This window comes from Leptonema illini DSM 21528, from assembly GCF_000243335.1.
GTDB classification, from domain to species: domain Bacteria; phylum Spirochaetota; class Leptospiria; order Leptospirales; family Leptonemataceae; genus Leptonema; species Leptonema illini.
The window spans coordinates 498,915-517,217 of record NZ_JH597773.1 but is presented as its reverse complement, the minus strand read 5'-3'; the positions used below and the strand labels follow the sequence as shown (position 1 = coordinate 517,217).

General features: G+C 55.3%; 8 protein-coding genes and 1 pseudogene. 2 read left to right on the top strand and 7 right to left on the bottom strand.

The window, feature by feature from the left end:
- Positions 1-4: 4 nt before the first annotated feature.
- From LEPIL_RS02315 to LEPIL_RS21480, 3 genes are all read right to left on the bottom strand, one after another.
- Complete coding sequence (locus LEPIL_RS02315) at positions 5-1,678, bottom strand: oxygen-binding di-iron domain-containing protein (protein ID WP_040918184.1); 1,674 nt, start codon at positions 1,676-1,678, stop codon at positions 5-7.
- A 194-nt stretch (positions 1,679-1,872) separates the two neighbouring features.
- On the bottom strand, positions 1,873-3,333 hold the full coding sequence (dacB, locus tag LEPIL_RS02310; protein ID WP_002769555.1) for a D-alanyl-D-alanine carboxypeptidase/D-alanyl-D-alanine endopeptidase: 1,461 nt from the start codon (positions 3,331-3,333) through the stop codon (positions 1,873-1,875).
- 104 nt (positions 3,334-3,437) lie between these two features.
- Complete coding sequence (locus tag LEPIL_RS21480; protein WP_002769553.1) at positions 3,438-9,248, bottom strand: carboxyl transferase domain-containing protein; 5,811 nt, start codon at positions 9,246-9,248, stop codon at positions 3,438-3,440.
- Positions 9,249-9,478: 230 nt separating this feature from the next.
- Here LEPIL_RS21480 and LEPIL_RS02300 point away from each other — a divergent pair, with 230 nt between their 5' ends.
- Positions 9,479-10,651 carry an ACP S-malonyltransferase gene (locus LEPIL_RS02300; protein WP_002769551.1) on the top strand — a complete coding sequence of 391 codons (1,173 nt, stop codon included), beginning with the start codon at positions 9,479-9,481 and terminating at the stop codon, positions 10,649-10,651.
- Between the two features lie 19 nt (positions 10,652-10,670).
- Here the strand turns inward: LEPIL_RS02300 and LEPIL_RS02295 are convergent, their stop codons facing one another.
- From LEPIL_RS02295 to LEPIL_RS21475, 4 genes and pseudogenes are all read right to left on the bottom strand, one after another.
- Positions 10,671-11,027, bottom strand: coding sequence for an LIC_10461 domain-containing protein (locus tag LEPIL_RS02295; RefSeq protein WP_002769549.1), 357 nt, complete (start codon positions 11,025-11,027; stop codon positions 10,671-10,673).
- Positions 11,012-11,389, bottom strand: a complete 378-nt coding sequence (locus LEPIL_RS02290) for a Bor/Iss family lipoprotein (protein WP_002769547.1) — start codon at positions 11,387-11,389, stop codon at positions 11,012-11,014. The genes LEPIL_RS02295 and LEPIL_RS02290 overlap by 16 nt, the downstream gene beginning before the upstream one ends.
- The gene (locus LEPIL_RS02285; protein WP_002769545.1) at positions 11,386-11,826 is read right to left on the bottom strand and encodes a hypothetical protein; all 441 of its coding nucleotides are present in this window, start codon (positions 11,824-11,826) and stop codon (positions 11,386-11,388) included. The genes LEPIL_RS02290 and LEPIL_RS02285 overlap by 4 nt, the downstream gene beginning before the upstream one ends.
- Positions 11,826-16,740, bottom strand: a pseudogene (locus LEPIL_RS21475) (beta strand repeat-containing protein). The gene LEPIL_RS02285 and the pseudogene LEPIL_RS21475 overlap by 1 nt, the downstream one beginning before the upstream one ends.
- 314 nt (positions 16,741-17,054) lie before the next feature.
- Between LEPIL_RS21475 and LEPIL_RS02270 the strand changes: the two are divergent.
- The gene (locus LEPIL_RS02270) at positions 17,055-18,299 is read left to right on the top strand and encodes a DUF1343 domain-containing protein (protein WP_040918181.1); all 1,245 of its coding nucleotides are present in this window, start codon (positions 17,055-17,057) and stop codon (positions 18,297-18,299) included.
- Positions 18,300-18,303: the final 4 nt, after the last annotated feature.

Here is an 18,303-nt window from a genome sequence, read left to right as displayed (position 1 = left end):
TCTGTCAGATTCCGGCAGTTCCGGCGGTCCCATATTGCACTACGCGAAGTCGGATCGCTTCAAGCTCGGGATCGTAGGGCTTGATCTTGATCGAGATCGTGTCAGAGGTGCGCAGCTTTGAGATTCTCTGCAAGGACCTTTCGGTTAAACCATCGAGGACGCTTTCAGAAATGAGCACTTCGCCGCGGTCGGCGCCGTCCGAAAGCCGAGACGCATGGTTAACGGCAGAGCCGATCAACGTATAGTCGAGGCGGGTTTTTTCGCCGAGGTCGCCGAGCACGACTTCGCCGCGGGCAAGTCCGATTCCGACGCCGAGCATACGGCGCGAGGCGATCTGCTTCTGCACTTCGATACAGGCATGCAGCGCCGCATCGCCAGACTGTTGTGTGCTGGCCGGGAAATATGCGAGGATGCCGTCGCCGATGATCTTGTTGATGAACCCTCCGTTCGCCTGAAGCACAGAGCTGACCGCTTCGTGCTGCTCGCTCAGCTGTGAGATGATCCTTTCTGGAGTTTTGTCTGAGCTCCATGCCGTGAAACGTCGGATGTCGATGAAGGCAATATAGGCCTCTTTGCGATGTGCCGTCAGACCCTGTTGCAGAGCCTCTTCGGCCGTGTTGTTTTCGTTGAAGCCGACGCTTCGCGTCTGGTAGCGTTCGACGACTGAGTCGAGAATCTTTTTTACCGGAGCGGCCTTCAACGTTTCACTGCTGTGAGTTCGTCCGGCGATGAGAGGATTGGAAGTTCCGGTTCTGTCTGCGACCCTGGAAACCTCTTCCATAAAGAGAGCTACGGTGGTGATGGAATGATCCATTGCCGCTTGCAGCAGCTGTTCGAGCGAGCTATCGGTCGAGAGAGGCAGGCCCAACCACTCCGAAAGCCACAGACGGGATTCTTCGGTTATTCTATGCAGCTGGGTTTCCGTCGGCGAGTCTTTCAGTTCGCGTAACAGGCGACCGGGACGGGCCTCTTTCAATAAATCAAGAAATTGATCGATTTCGTCGACGATGATGCCGCCGTGCTGAGGCAGAATGCGTTTTAACGACAGTTTTTTGAATCGTTCGTAGGCGAATTGCAGAGAGGCCTCGCTCTCAACGTAGTGTTCGAGAAAACTTTTCGCATGCTCGATATATGACGTATCGGCAAAAAGGCTCCAGTTTCGGTTAAACACAGCGAAGATGTCGGATGAGAAAAGACTCTCGGTATTTATATCGTAGCTGACCATGCTGCCGGCAAAATGAACATAAGGCGTATGAATCATCTGTATGCGACGACCCGAGGCGAGTTGCAGTTGATCGCCGTCTCCTACTGGCACGATGGGGCGACGAATACCGTAATACGGAAGAAACAGAGCCGTTCTCGGATGAGCCATTACGGTAAGCTCGGGGTGCAGCTGGTTTTCAAGAAAAGGGATCAGGCCACACAGGTCGGGGTCCTGGTGATGAACTACGATGTAACGAATCTTTGCGGGGTCGATGATCTGGCGAATCTTGGAATAGACGATGTCGCGAAAGACGGGATGCCCGGGACCGGGATCGAAGAGCACGGCCTCGTTTCCGTCAGCTACAAGATAGGGGTTATTCGAGAATCCGGCCTCGAAGTCGGCAAAGCCGATCCAGTAGATTCCATCGGCGATTTCAATCGGTTGCTCGTCGTTCAATTTCTCGGTTGTTTTCATTTTCTTTAGTTCATTAAAGCCTGTCAGATTGCTGTCGCGGTACTGTGCCGTAAGACACTTTCCGCGCAAGCAAAATGACGTAACAAACCGAAAAAATGATACAGAGTCTCAGACTAACGTAAAATAGCCTTTAGAAATCATGCCAATAACGAGCGCACAGGTGCTCATGATGCCATGGTTGTTGATTATTACTCTCAGTATCGAGAGATCCATGAAGATACGATGCCATCCAGCGCCTCGCGATTCTGCATCATCCACATGCGGGCTTCGTTGCTTTTTCGACGTGATAGCTTATCGTTCGCCGATTCGTATGCTTTTCTACGATTCAGGTCCGTGATCATTATTGCGAAGGCGAGCCGTCGCCCGGATTTCGGATAAACAAATCCAGTCAACGAGACAGAATAATAAATCCCCCCGGCTTTGGCTACGACGCGAAAGGCTTCATCGGGCCGGTTCAGCCGCCCCATCATGCCCTGGGTCCATCCGCCGATGGGCAGCAGCCGCTCAATGCCTCCGTTTATTGAATCGGCGTACAGAAGCGAGGCAAGCAGTTGTTCGGCAGTAATACGATTGCCCGATGTCAGTCCAGAGCCGTTGCGCAGCTGAAAGCCGGTCCAGTCAAGACCTGGCATTCGAGAACGATACTGGTTTTCCAGAAAGGTGGCCGCTTCATGGAGCGGCAGCGGCCTGCTCGATTCTTTTTTTGCAAGATGAAGCAGTACGAGCTCGGTCATCACATTATCGCTTGTGGCAAGAATCTGCTCGGCGATCGCTTCAAGAGGCCGACTTTCATGAACGGCCAGAGTTCTGTCGGCGTCGGGGGTTGTGGCCGGTTGAGGATCGGGAATACGCACGCCCCGAGTGGCGGCTAACCTCTGAAAGACCCTTCCCGTAAAAAGTCCGGCGTCTTTTACAGGAACGGCGCGCATGCCCTCGGGCTGCTTCGGCTTACGAAGAAGCCATCCCTCTCCCTGGCCCGCATAGAGAACCTCTCGTTCGTCCTCCTCTCCCGGTTCTTTGTTCAAAAGCGAAAGATCGATGCCGGGCAGGGAGGGAACGAGATGCGCTTCAGACGATCCTTTTGTCTTCTTCCAGCGCAGATAGATGATATTTGAATCAAGGGAAAGGGAGCCGAGCGCCGGATTGTATGCCGCTTCCGCTTCCATGGATTCATCGATGCGATCTCTTGCAAAGAGCGGCTCGCCGGCATAATAGAATCGGCCCGTCCATTCCGTCCCGATGCGGCTCTGTAACTGACCGAGCAGACTCAGAAGATCGCGAACGCGCAGCTCGGGATCCTCGCCTCCGGAGAGCACAAGGTCGCCTGTTTCGAGATCGCCGTTGTAGCCAAGCGTCGTCTTGAAGCGGTAATCGGTGCCGAGGTCGCGCAGGGCGAGGCCGAGCGTCAGCACCTTCGTCGTCGAAGCAGGAATCAGCGGCAGTCTTCGGTTAAACTCCTCGACGACCGTTCCCGTTGCAGGATCAAAGAGCACATAGCCGATCGTCTCAGGAGCAACGGACGCAGGGGCCGCTACCGGTCGCAGCGCGGCCTCGCTGAGTTGCTTTTCGAAGGCGGCGCTGCTTTTTCCGCATGCGGCAAAGAAAGAAATCGATGAGAGCAGAATGACGAGTATGGAGTTTCGTGAACGGCGCATAGTTCCAGCAAATGCCGCCGGCAGCCCGGCGGCAAGCGAAGTCTTTCTCAGGAATAGCGAGCATTCGCCGGAAATGACGCCAGGGCGCCAATCGGCCCGGCGGCTCAGCCGTTGCGTTCACGCGATAGCTGAAGCGACGAGATCAGATTGGTGCGCAGCTCGGCGACCGAATCGATGACCATGTCGAGCACTCCCGTTCCGAGAGCATCGTTTTCTGCGCGGGCCTTTGTGTTGAAGTCATCGACAAAGGTTTTGCGCAGCTGTTCGGCCTCGGCATCCTTCCCCGCTGCGCGCAGCTCGGCGTATTTTTTTCCCTGAAAAAGATCAAAGGCCGAGCTGCCACCCATGACGGCGAGGATAGAGCTTTTAAGCGCAAAAGAGACCGTTCCCGGGCGCAGATATTTGCTGAAGGCATGGATCTGACGCCCGCCATAGTTCTGTTGCAACACGACCGATACGATCGGAACAGTGGAAAGAACGTTCACATCAAGAGAACGTCCGCCGATCTGCTGAATGCGCAGACGCTCCTGCCGCGTTCCCGGAACAAAGCCAGGTGCGTTCGAAAGCATGACGATGGGGATGCCGTTGCGCTCCGCCAGCTCGGTAAACATGCGGAATTTTTCGGTGCCCGGAGCGTCGGGAGCCCCTCCCATGATGGCAGGTTGATCGGCCAGGATGGCTACCGATTCTCCGTTTAAAGTGGCGAAGCCTGTGACAAGGCAGGGGCCCTTCTTCGAGTCGTTCATCTCCGCCCACCATTCGACGAAGCTGTTCGCATCAAATGCCGGGGCGATCACCGAGCTTACGATATCGAAAGGCTGTGTCGATTCTGCGGGTAGTGCCGGAACGGAATCCGCCTTCTGGACCTGTGGCGAGCCAATCGGACGAAGCAGCTGCATGATGCGAACGGAAAGATCAAAGGCCTCATCGAGGCTGTTCACTACATGCGTGGCGCTGTTTCGGATAACGTCTTCGTCGCGTTCTTCATAGTCTCTATCACGTACGAAGACCAGAGCGTCGCAAAACGAATGCAGCATGATCTTGCGTAATCCGCCGACCGTGGTGGCGATATGAATGCGCAATCCTGCCTTCGTCGACATGAGCTTGAGCACGTCCTGACGGGCGCGCAACGTGGCGGCGTCGGTGCGCGGCGTTTCGCTGAACCATTCATCACCGAGAACGACGATCTGATCGGCTGCCAGTTTGCGGGCCTCGATCAGAAGCTCGGCCGTTCGCACCATTGACTGAAACGAGCGCAGACCCATGTTGCTGCGCGGTCCCATCACAAGAACAGGTCGGCCAGCCATGCGGCCGAAACCGCCTGTCAGCGCGCCGCCTCCGTAATATTCGTCTTTGAACTGAACGAATAGGCCGTTGTCCATGTTCGCTTTGATGATGTCGGGGGTTAACACGTCGTCGGCGTCGCGGCCGATCTTATTTTTCGAGACAGGAATGCGACGGATTGCCGGCAGGCTTTTCACGCCGGTGAAAAGCTCCTGAAGCTCATGAATTACCGTGAGCAGATGCAGGTTGCTGCGCGCCACCCGGTCGACTGTACCGGTGACCCTGTTCATGATGCGCGCCCCGCCGATCTCATAGTTAGTCAGATCTTCACCCGTGACCGACTTGATGACGGCCGAGCCTGTAAGCACGCGATACGACTGTTCGTCGTCGACCATCACCTGAATGGCGGCCTGACTGGAACCGTAAACGTCGAGGCCGGTGGATGATCCGACACCGACGGCGACGGCAAAGGCCTGCGAGGCAGGCGGATTCTTTATGCCGTCAACGCCTTCCTGGACGCTGATCTCATCGACGACCTGTTTCATTACCGGATCATCATGGCGTTCAATCTCGCGGTAGATTTCGAATGGCGTGAGGTTGGCGCCCATAAGCGCATTCATAAAGAAGCCTTCACCGGCTCTGTTCAACGACACCATGCCCTGCTTGATATTCGCTCCGGCGCCGTCATTCCAGACGTAAAGCGGGCATCCTTTCGCCACAGCAAGCCAGCAGGCGGCCACATACTTTCTTCCTTCGAGGTCGCCGGTCGCTCCGCCGGCGATGCGCGAATCCTTGAAATAGAAAACGGCGTCTTCGCCGCGGATCTTACCCGCATAGATACGGCTACCGACGGCGACACGAGAATCGGCCGGCCCATCAATGGACGGGAGCAATATCTCTTTCGCCGTATCGGGATCAAAGCATTCGTCGATCCAGAGTTCCGCCGGCCATTTGCCGAGTTTGAAAAGATGCTCGGTTTTCGCATCAAGCTGCGTCGTGCAGTAGGGGTTTCTTGGATCGTTATCCGCAAGCAGATTGAGGATGATGCGTCCCTGCTTCGGAGTGGCGAAGATCCGCTTGCGCACCGTACGGCCGGTGTGCGGAGACTTCGCCCGTATGCTCATGATGTTGTTATCGATGCCCGGATCATTGAAGAAGGGGATGAGTCGCATGACGATATTCATCATCACCTGATAACTGTAAACGTCCGGAGCCGTAGACGAGAGATCAAGCGGAACAGATTCATCGGCGATGACCATGTCGACGATATTTCCGCGCAGATAACGAATGGACTGGTAGGCGTGCAGGACGCGGACGGCGTCGATGTCGGTTCTCTCGACGGATTCGCTTCCGATGATGCGGCTGTCTTTATCGCGCATGGCGACGACTTCGTCGACCAGACCGAAGGCAAAATAACGCTGCTCTTCTTCGTTGCCGGCGAGGTAAATGAGGATCTTATCTTTCGGCGAGTAGAGGCGCTTCAGCGTGGTTTTGCTTTTAAGCGCGTCGATCTTACTGACAAGCTCCTCTCGCAGGATGCCTTTCACCGAAGAGGGAATGAGATCATCTGACGGCTTTGCAAGAGACGCTTCCATGTTGGCCCGTAGCGTCTGATGATCGATATGCGAGAAGGAGAGCGGATCGTTCTTCATCTTGCGAAGATCGGGCAGATACTTACGCGAAACCCAGTAGGTCATCTCCATATTCCACGAACGTACGCCCAGCTTGTTCAATGTCTCGGTGGCAAGTGCGGCCAGGGAGTGTTCCTGTTCGGCCTCTTCCTGAACGACAAGCTTACGAAGCAGGTTCTTGAGCCGGCTGCTCGGACGCCGGAATTGCGCCGCATGTTTCAGCACCTGCTTCATGATGTCGGGGACGTCGCGCGTCGAGTGAAAGGAGCGCAGAATGTAAAGAAATGCCGTTCCGGTCAGCCCTCGTTCGTATTCGGCCGTTGAACGATAATCGCCAACGCCGTACGATAGAAAGATACTCTGAATCGTGTAGCGAAACGGCGTCGGCAGCTGATAGGCGACGTCGCCCCAGCGGGCGAACATGCGATAGGTTTCTCTGAAGTAGGATACGTTTCCACCTGCAAGCGGCGAGAAGAGCCTTTTGCTTTCAGTAAAAACGCTCAGCAGATCAGCAAAAAGGGATTCCGGAACCATACGACTCAGGTCGTAGTTCTCGGGTAACTCTTTCAGAATAGCGACTATAGAGTTAATGAGATCGAGCGATTCTCGGTTATAACCGAGATAGAGCAGTCTGCACAGATCAAGCACGACGGGAAGATATTCGTCGGGATTCTTCAGCGCTTCTTCCATGAAGCGATCTGAAAAGATATGACGATAACATTCGCTGAGCCCGGTCGGAAGAGGGGCTTCGGGAAATCCGTTGGATACAGGCTCTGAGGTGTCTTCGGTCGCCTCTTCGCCCGATTCGATGACGAAGAGGACTTCACCCTCGGTGATCGGTCGTCCGATGACGCGGCCATCGCCGGTGCGACCGAGCTCGAGTCGCGATAGATCCCCGTCTTCGATCAGATAGGAAAGCGTTCCATCCGCCTGCGCGCTGATCGTCGTTTCCATCTTCATGGCCGACAGCACGATGATGGGATCGCCTTTCTTCACGGGCGTTCCGCGTCCCACCGGTTTGCCGCCTGGCTGGTGGATCTTGACGAACGTTCCCTGAATGGGAGAGCGTACCATCCCCGCCGGATCACGTCCGGCGCTTGCGCCGCGGGCCGAGACCTTCACCTTCATGAAGTGGATGCGCCCTCGTGCATCGGGAAAGCGAATGATCTGAACGGAGGGACGTCTGTCGACGCGTACCGGGCAGGAGCGATATTCGAAGCGGAATGTATAGTCGTTCTCGCCGGAAAGGGCGGGTAGCAGTTCGATCTCGCCCTGAAAGACGCGATTCAGATAGGCATAAAACGTATTCAGGCCCGTCTGTAGAAACCGCGCTTCGTAGCTTGCGCCCTGGATCTCGACTTCGTAGCTTTCGGGCAACGTAATGAGATCCATGCGATGCAGAACGGCCTCAAGATCTTTGCTGAAGAAGAGTTCGTCTCGCTTCTCGCGAAAGAGTTTGATGTTCTCGGCAAGTGCTGCAAGAATAGCAGCCTGGCGGATCAGTTCGCCTTCCTGTACGGGCTGCGAGAGATCGGGGTGCTCTTCAAGCAGACGGTTCGTATAATCTCCCTGTTTGAAGTGCTCGGAACGCAGGATGCGCAACAGCTGATACTGATTCGTAGTGATTCCGCGTACATAGAGCTCGTTTAAGGCTCGCTCCATCCGCAGTAAGGCTTCGTCGCGCGTCTCGGCCGTGGCGATGAGTTTGCCGATCATCGGATCGTAGTCAGGCAGGATGCGGTCTCCTCTTCGAAACCCGAAGTCGCAGCGGATGCCGTTAAACGTCGGCAGGTCGAGCTCTTCGATCTTGCCCGGAGACGGCGTGTAATTATTCTCGGGGTCTTCGGCATAGATACGGCACTCAATGGTGTGATCTTTGTGAATGAAACGCTTCTCAAGAACTCGCGTGAAGGGAATCTCGGATTCCCGGCCGTCGAAAAGAAGAATCTGCCAGCGAGCCAGGTCGATGCCTAACGATTGATCCGTCACCGGATGCTCGACCTGAAGGCGGGTGTTCATCTCAAGAAAGCCCATCGCGTCGGAGTCGGGATCATAGAGAAACTCTACAGTTCCCGCACCGCCGCTTTTTTCGTAACCTGAGATGCGGCCCATGTTCTCGGCCGCGGCAAGCAGAGCGAGTCGGGTATGGTTGGAAAGAAAATGATCGCCGCTCTCTTCGACGATTTTCTGGTTACGCCGCTGAACGGCGCATTTGCGAATGCCGACCGCCGTTCCGTTAAAGATCTGAACCTCGATATGAACGGGCTTAACGATGAATTTTTCCAGATAATAGGTGTCGTCCTGATACAGCATCTTGCCGATGCGCTGACAGGATTCGATGGCGCCGGCCAGTTCGGCCTCGGTGAAAACGGCCTGCATGCCTTTTCCGCCGCCGCCGGCATTGAGTTTTACGATAACAGGATAACCGATGCGAGCCGCTTCTTTCTTCGCATGCTCTACGTCAGAGATGTTTTCGGTCCCTTCGAAAAGCGGAACGCCGTATTCTTTAGCAAGCTTTCGCGCGTCGAGTTTGTTGCCGACTCTGCGCATGATGCTTGCATCGGGGCCCATAAAGGCGATCGGCGTTTCGCTCAGACCCTGTTCAGAGACAAGGTGAATGGCTTCGACGAAGTCGGGGTTTTCTGAAAGAAATCCGTAACCCGGATAGATGGCATTCGCGCCCGTCAGGATGGCGGCTCCGATAATGGACGGTATGTGCGTATAGTTCAGTGAACCGCCGATCATAACGACCTCATCGGCCATTTCGTACCATGTCTGGCCTTTATCGGGATCGGTTACTACGGCGACGGAACGAATGCCTTCTTCCTTAAGGGAAAGGAAGAAGCGCTTTGCGATTTCGCCGCGGTTGGCAATGAGCACTTTCTGAAGTTTTCCAGATCTTCGAGCGGGATCGACTCGCTTGATTCCAGGATTCCACCGCTCCAGGGTTTGAATCTGCTCGCGAATCGACGCAATCATATCGACCTGTGTATCGTTCATGGGTTACCTGCTGGTTTCAGAGAAGAATAGGGAGCGCTGCTCCGCGGGTGTATCATTTATGAAACAATTCATATTTTTTAGTATCATGCGGTGTAAAGTAAAAAATAAGGAAGCTTCGGTTTGCTTATTGAACCGAATTCAATATCCTTGACAGTTATAAGGAAATTTATAAAATTTCTAAAATGAAATTCGGGTTGACCGATACCCCTCCTCTGTACGGCTGATCTTCCATGCTTCCCGCTCTTCTGGAAGGCGCCCGATCCGGCGAGAATCGCTTCTATGTTCAATTTGGAGGACAGGGTAATTCCTTCCTCAAAGAGATGCAGATTCTCTACGAAAGGCCTGAACTTGCTGGGTTCTTCGACGTTTGCTTTGAAGCGATCGAACATTGTTTGAATCGGCCCGATGTTCGCGAAGAGTTTGATCGGTTTTATCCGCGGGGCTTTCCACTCAAGCAATGGCTTGAAAAAACGGTAAGGCCTCACGATGACGATCTCTACCTTTGCACTATTACCTTCGCGGGCAACCAGATTACTCAACTTGGGTCGTATGTAGCGGCGGTTCTCGGCGGCTATACTCCTGAAGCATTTTATCCGCATGTGTCGTCGGGAACGGGACATAGCGGCGGCCTTCAGGCCGCGGTGTTCTCGGCCCTTGGCCTTGAAGGCAAGGATATGCTTGAAGCGGTGTATCGCTTCATCGTCTGGTATACGATTGCCGGTTTTCATTCGCAACGCGCCTATGGGTTCCCTGCCGTTCCCGCCGACGTAATGGAAAGCATCGTCGCCGTTGAAAGAGAAGCCCCTCGCCCTATGTCTGTTGTGACAGGCCCGACGACGCAAGAGTTGCAAGAATATGTCGACCTCTTTAATGCCTCGGGCCCTTACGAGGCCTTCCCGGTTCGCATTTCTCTGATCAATACCGATCGTATCAACGTTCTTACCGGGCATGCCGCCGATCTGGCTCGCTTCAGGCTGCATTATCTATCCCTTTTCGAGGAAAGGAAATACAGCTGGAATTTCGTGAATGTGTCGATTCCATTTCATCGACCCGACACGATGGGCCCTGCCATTCATGATTTCTTTGCCGACGTGGCCTGTCGCAGCTTCCCCTACAGAGGCAGCGACCTGAAATTTCCCGTCCATTCGTTCTATGACGGCAAAGACCTTCGTGAGATGGATCGGCTTGGCGAGTTTCTTGCCGACGTGATGATGTCGATGCCTCTTTACTGGGATCGTTCTCTGCGCGGACTGCTTGAAGATCCGACGATCACGCATGTTCTGGACTTCGGTCCCGGCAAGGTGACGACCATCCTGACGCGCACGATTCTCGAAGAACGCGGTCGTAGCGCCGAGCTGCTCTCAGCCGTCGGACGAGCCGGATTACGTAAGATTCTCGAATGAGCCGTCGTTAGTCGACGGGTTATCTACAGTAGATCTCCACCGTCCGTGTCGTGTAGAAGGGCCCGATGAAGAAGTGAATCGCGTTATCCGTGAAATTTGTGACGATTCTGACCTCGGGCTTTTGCTGGCGACACACGATGGGTTCCGGTTCTTTAGCCAGACCGATGATGCCCATAGCCGTACTTGCCTGCCGCTCTTTTCGCAGCGGTTCGGGCGGAGCATCAGATATGCTCGCCGGCGGTTTCTCTTCGCCGATAACGATAACGACCGAATGACAGAATGCCGTGCTGAAAATGACTGACAGGGCAAAGAGCACAGTGGCGAGTCGATGTAGCCAGCCGTTGGCGCCCGATGCTTTCGTTATTGTGGTGCACATTCAATTTCTACCGTTTGGGGGGAGTAAATGGTGAACGTTAGCTGTTCGAGAAATCCGTCCATCATGCCTGTATAACGATGAATGGAGCGCGGACCGCCGGGGCAGTACTGCCGCACGTCGAGAACGACGTTCCGCGGATAGTATCCGAAGAGATAATAGTTCTGTTTGATGATATGGCGCTCCCCGGGCGTATTCTGAAGCTCCGTCTGTCGTTTTCTGGCGCGAGCGCAATCCATGGATTCCGGATAATTCACACAGACTGCCGGCGGGAGCTCGCCATACCGCACATAGGCATGACGGCACCCTTCGGTAAGAAATAGTGCTGCGCCGAGAATCAATAATGATCGAAGCTGAACGTTCATGGCGCCTCCACCTCAGCATAGCCGGGGCCCTGTAAAGCCACAAAGAGTCTGTAAGTGATCGGCTTGCCGTCATTGCTATTCAGGGTTATCCGGTAGGTTCCTATAAGGGTCTGGCCGGCCGCTGCATGGCATCGAATGATCAGACCGGCGCTCTGGCAGGGGATTGCCGGCGAAAACAGAAGCCCCTCCCGAACGAAGCTTGCGCTTATGCCTGTTCGCTGAGCTACGATCTCTGCGGAGAGCGTGACGTCGATAGCTCGTTTTAGCGAGAAGCGATAGATCTGCGTTCCGACGAGATCACCATCACCGCCGGCCTGAACGGCGGTACCCTGCAAACGCGGCACGACTTCAAATTGAAGCGGCCGGGCGTCGACGCTGCAGGCCGCCAGCAGTATCAAGGGTAACACGGGAATGTTTAACAGTCGTATCGCTTTCATCAGTTCTGCTGCCTGTAGACTCGCACGGGAACGCCGTTACGACCGGCGCTCACGTAAAGGAAATCCACGCCGTTCACCGATACGGACACGGCCGAAAAAAACTGGCGGATGTTCGTCGGATCGCCGAATCCGTCGCCGCCGATTTGCGTCCATACGGCCGACGATGAACCGGGATTCGCTTCGGATGTACGCCAGACCTCAAGGCCGTTTGTATTATCAAAGGCCACATACAGATACGGTCCGCTTTTTATCACCATCGTGATGCTTCGGTTATTCGCATCGCCGAAGTTTGTAATCCCTGTTCCGTTATCGCCGACGACCGACCAGTCTCCTGCATCGCAGACGTCAGCCCCGCCCGTCGTCTCCGGTACGCATTTCCAGAGCTGGGCCCGCCGATTGGTATCGGTGCCGTCCGTGCATCCGGCGATTGCGGTAAAGCTTCCGGGAATACCGGTCGCCGCTGATTGTGCGGTCTGGCATACAGTTCGCGTGACATAGAGATTACCGTTGTACTCGGCAAACATCGCAAACGCCCGATCTGCGGGAATAAGATCCGAGATGCCTTTTAGCTCAAGGGACCACCAGGCGTTTGAGTTGTACCAGCGCGAATGCGATCGCGGCCCGATCTCCGTCCAGTCCGAACAATAGGGGGAGCTTCCCGTGCACACATTGATCGGTTCGGAAACCGTAGATCGCATGATGGAGCCGTTACGATCGACCTTGTTCAGACCTCCGTTCGCCGCGTATATGTAGCCGCGAAAAACGTACAGCGAATCGACGCCGACATAATAACCCCAGTTGCAAGTTCCTGAAACGCAGTGGTCGCCCTGTGTATCACCGCCGAAATACGGCAGGTAGTTGATAAAGAATCTCTGCCCCCGGGAACCGATCTCAGCGTCGCAATTCTGGCCGGCTGTGCAGTAACCGGTGCCGCTATCGGCAGAATTGAAAGTCACATAGCCGAAGTCAGGGGCGTTCGAGCCGGAGTTGAATTTTGCGAATCCGCCATAGAGTCGGTCGTTATGCACGACCATCGCCTGCGTACCGGCCGTAACCGTTCCCGTGATAGTTCCGAGGTCGATGTATCGAAAGTCGAGCCCCGTATCGGTGTCGGCAGTGTAATATACGTAATCGAAGTTCTGTCCGGAACGAGCGCCTGCGAGAAAGAGATACGGTATTCCGTTGAGAATTCCGGTAGAGAAAACGCCTCGTCCGTTTTCGTTATCGGGACCGCATCCGGTTGACAGATTTCCGGAGTTCGCCGTGCATCCGGAATGACCGAGCGTCACATAGGGAGGGACGGCGATGCCGCCATCGCGCGTAGTGGCCGTATTCCGGGAATTCTCGCCCGTCGTATCTTTAGTGAAAGAGAACGATACGGGATCGGGCGAACCGCCGTTATAGGCGAAGCGGGTCGCCGCGTTCCCCAGGCTGTTCGGGCCGATATAGATCTGCCCGTTATAGTCGGTTAAATAACCGAAAGAAGAACCGTCGCTGAACGGATTCGTCGAGATCGGCCCATCGGAGAAGTTCATGGGGGAGTTGCCGCAGCCGAGAAAGCTGACGCGATCACGGGGCGAGGTCTGCACGTTTTCTGTGTTTCCGGAATCTCGAATAGATCCCCAGGCATTATCGAAGCCGTCGCCGTTCACTGCGTTCGCCACAACGATACCAAACTGCGCTCCCGACTGATTGAGCGAATGCGTCAAGCAGACCTTGCTGGCATCGGCCGTCGCCCCGCCGCAGACGACGCCATCAAGAACCTTCGCGCTGGTGATGTTGCCGAGCGACGTTCCGCCAGTCGTCAGGTAACGATATCCACATTCGGTAGCTGTCGTGCACTCGGCCGATCCGGCTACGTTGTTGCCTGTTCTCACCGGCTTAGAAAAGGTCACGATAAATGATGTCGTGCTCGCACATATGGCGGAACTTACTTTAAGCTGCTCCTGACCGACAAAGTCGGCGTAGTTCGGGCATCCAAGAGCATTGGCAGTCGGAGCGCCGACGTCATGAATTCCGTCGCGATCGACGAGTACGGTATACGATGGTCCGCTTGTCTGGGAGCTGCCCAGGGTCAGCGTATAGACGGCGCCCGAGCCGCTGACGGACGAAACCGATAGCGTGGTCGGAGCGGTCGCAAAATTTCCGTTATCCGAACAGCTGCCTGATACGGCAGAGGCGAGGGAGACCTTATAGTTTGAGGCCGTCGTCGCCTCCGTTTCGTTCACAGGCTCAGAGAAGGTTATCCTGACTGTGGTGGGCGACAGGGACGCCGCTCCGATTACCGTCGGAGCCGTCGTGTCAGAGGCAAGGATGGTTAGCGTGGTCGAGCCGCTTATGCCTGTTCCTGCATGTGTGGCCGTTATGGTCGTAGAGCCGGCGGCAACTCCGGTCGCCCTGCCTTCCGTACCGCCCGCGTTTGAAACGGTGGCAACGGTCGTCGCTGAAGATGTCCATGTTACCTGTGTTGTGATCGACTGCGTCGAGGCATCGCTGTAGGTTCCTACCGTCGTGAAATTCTGCGTCTGTCCTGAATAGATCGACGGTTCGGTCGGCGAAACGGCGATCGAAACAAGAACCGCAGCTGTTACGGTTAAATCGGTCGAACCGGTGACCCCGCCAAGCGTCGCCGAGATGGAAACGGAACCTGTCGTTACCGCCACAACCATTCCCTGAGATCCGCCTGCATTGGAAACGGTCGCTCTGGCGTTAGACGAGCTCCAGGTTACCTGATCGGTCAGATCGAGCGTCGTCGCATCGGAGTAAACCCCCGTTGCCGTATACTGTTGTTGAAGGCCCTTAGCGAGGCTTGCATCGTCAGGCGTTACCTGAATCGAATCAAGCACGGCGGCCGTGATCGTAACCTCCGTGGCATCGGAGGTAATAGAGTTGTAGGTCGCCGTTATATCGACGGTATCTTCATCAAGGGCCGTCAGACGTCCGCGGCTGCCTGCAACATTGCTGATCGCAGCGCTGTCCGTATCAGAGCTGACCCATGTTACCGTCTCGGTCAGATCGGACGTCGACCCGTCCGTATAATTACCTGTTGCCGTAAAATTCTGGGTGCGGCCTTTTGCAATGCTGAGCGTCGGATTAGGCGCAATCGTAATGGACTGCAGTGCTTTCGCACCGACGGTCAGGGTCGTGGTCGGCGCGTTCACTGCGCCAAGCTGTGCGCCGACTTGCGTCGTTCCCTGCGATAGCGTCGTCGCCACGCCTTCCTGTCCGGCTGCATTGCTGATCGTCGCCACAGAGGTATTGCTGGAATTCCATGTTACAGACGTCGTGAGATCCTGCGTCGTGTCATCGGTGTACGTTCCCGTCGCCGTGAAGGCCTGCGTCAACCCGAGAGCAACGGAGGGGTTGGTCGGATCAATCTGTATAGAAACAAGGGTCGCCGCCGTGACGGTTAACGTAGCCGTGCCGTTTACTGCGCCAAGCGTCGCCGTAATCGTGGCATTTCCTGTCGAACCGGTTTTGGGCGAGATCAGGGCTATGGTCGTTCCTGTTAACGTTCCGATCTGTACGCGAGAAGGCACCGAAGACGTCCAGGAAACCTGATCTCCGATATCCTGCGTGGATCGTCGGTATAAACGCCTGTTGCCGTAGCCGTCGTCGATGTTCCTTTCGCAATCGAGGAATCGTCGAGATGAACCTGAATCGAACTCAACACGGCGGGCGTTACGGTGAACGTTATCGAGGCGTCGATGCCGCCGATTTCAGCGGTGATCGTCGTCGACCCGGTGGCGACGGCCGTCGCCCTTCCTTCGAATCCTGCGCCGTTAGCGACCGTTACGATATCGGCGTCGTCGCTCGACCAATTTACCTGATCTGTGATATTTGATGTCGTTCCATCGGAAAACAATCCGGTAGCCGTTAACTGAAGCGTCGTTCCCTTTGCAGCGGACGGGGAGGCGGCGTAATGCTGATGGATTCGAGAACGGCCTCGGTTACGGTCAGGCCTGTCGAAGCCGACACAGCACCCAGCGTCGCCGTCAGCGTCGCCGATCCCTCGGCATGTGTGGAGAGGAATCCCTCCTGTCCGGAAGCAGAGCTGAACGTCGCTATGTTCGTGTCTGCCGACGACCATGTTACCTGATCGGTAATCGTCTGCGTCGATCCGTCGCTGTAGGTACCTGTTGCCGTATACTGCTGCTTTTTGCCTAACGGCAAAGACGTATTCGCCGGCGATATCTCGATAGAGCTGAGTGCGGCGGCGCTGACGGTCAGACTAACCCCGGCGGCCTGAATCCCGTTATGGCTTGCGCTGATAGTCGTCGTTCCCGTATTCTGCGCCGTCACGACGCCTGTCGATGAGATCGTTGCAATATGGCTGCTTGCGGTGCTTCAGACGGTATTCGGATCAGACGTAAGGTCCTGTGTCGATCCATCGGCAAAATTGCCGGTTGCCGTACAGGCGCGCGTCACGCCGACGGGAAGGGCGCTTGCCTGGTTCACACAGGAGATATTCAGCGAGGTGAGAGGGGCTGAGCTTGCCGTGAGCACGAGCTGACCCGTTTTACCCGAGTACGTTATGGTGATGGTGGCCGAGCCGGTATTTACAGCGGTGGCGGTGCCGTCGGGCAATACGCTCACGATGCTCGAATCTGACGATGACCAGAGAGCATCGGCCGTAATATCGGAATGTGTGCCGTTTGAAAAGAGCGCTGTTGCGCGAAGGGCCTGTGTCGTCGTTTTCGCGAAAGTCGGTGAAGGCGCCGTTATCTCAATCGAAGAAAGGACGCTCTCGCTGCTGCCGCCTGGCATGAAAAACAGAGATCCGCCTCCGCCTGTACCGGCTGCAAGACCGGCCGCCGCCGTGAACGCAGGCCAGGCAGCGCAGGAGCCAGAAAGCATAGCAGAGAAAAGCAGCAAAGCTGCCCTCAGAACGAAAGCATTCATACTCTTTTTCATCCCATTCCCCTGCCTGTGACCACCGATCATCGGCGATCCGATCTTTAACGTTTACGTAACCTCTCTCCACTGGATTTTTTCTGAGGGGTTTGCCGCTTTGTATACATCCGACGTAAATGAGACGCCAGACTCTTGTTTGTTTATTCAATGATTCGGTTTTTTTTCGCGTTTCGTCAATGTCGCAGGTTCTAAAAGGTTCAGGCTGCGAGAATTTTTCATAAAGGAGTTCCGTGCCTGTAAAACTTTCCGCATCTCTTTTGGTTCGGCCTCAAGTGGAGGGTTTGACTGCCTGGAATCTTAGCGTGGACTGTCTCATGCTCATTGATCCCGTCGATCGCCTGCTTGATGTCCTTCCCCGCGAGATGCGCGTCGGACTACTTGCCAATCAGGTATCCTTTTCTTTTGCCAGAAATCGTTATTCATTTGAGGTTATCCCTGGACTTGAGAGAGTTTTTCTTCCAGAGCATGGTCTTTTTGCCGAGCTACAGGATCAGATACCGATCGATTCCGTTTCGCCGTATCGATTTCTTCGCGACGTGCAGTGGGTTTCGCTGTACGGGGAGCGTGAGAGTTCGCTTCTTCCCGATGCATCCTTATTAAAGGATCTTGATATGATTATCGTAGATGTTCAGGATGTCGGTGCGCGGTACTATACATTTTTAACGAGCGTTTTTTATACGATGCAGGTCGCTCTCACTCTTGAGAATCCGCCTGCATTCTGTATCGTCGATCGTCCGAATCCGGCGGGCAGGGCCGTTGAAGGGACGCCTCTTCAGAGTCGCTATGCTTCTTTTGTGGGAGTGCCCGGCGTTCCGCATCGTCATGGGCTGACGGCGGCGGAGCTTCTTCTATATTACCGCGACCGGCATCCCGATCTGAAAAACGGACACCGTCTGAAATTTGCCGTCATACCTTATGATCACAGCATTCCGATCAAAGATGAAACCGGATGGTTAACGAAAGAGATAGACAGGCGCACAGCCATGCAGCCGCCCTGGACGATTCCTCCTTCGCCGAATATGCCTTCGCCTATCACGCCGCTCGTCTATGCAGGGCAATGTCTGCTTGAAGGAACGAATCTGAGCGAGGGGCGCGGAACGACGCGGCCCTTCGAGATCTTCGGCGCTCCGTATATCGACGAGAACTGGATGATGTCTCTTGCACAGAGAGATGAGATTCGCCAGGACGATCTGTCGTTACGTCCGTTGCGCTTTATTCCCACGTTTCACAAATTCGCAGGCTCGGTCTGCAACGGATGGCAGCTTCTTCCTCTCGGCCGCCGCTTTCATTCTCTGCTCTTCAGTCTGGCTCTGCTGCGCCTCATAAAAGAGCGGTTTGCCGATTTTGCCTGGCGAACCGAGACCTACGAATACAGAGACGACCTGCTTGCCATCGAGATGCTTGCAGGCGACGACCGGCTGCTTGAGTATCTGAACGGCCGGGGCAAGCGTTCTGAGCTGCAACAGTATCTGGAGGCCGAGGAGCTACGCTGGGTGGAGCAGGCGCAGCCTTATGTTCTTTACGCAGATATTCTGACGCCGACGGTGGAGCAGGGGTGAAGCC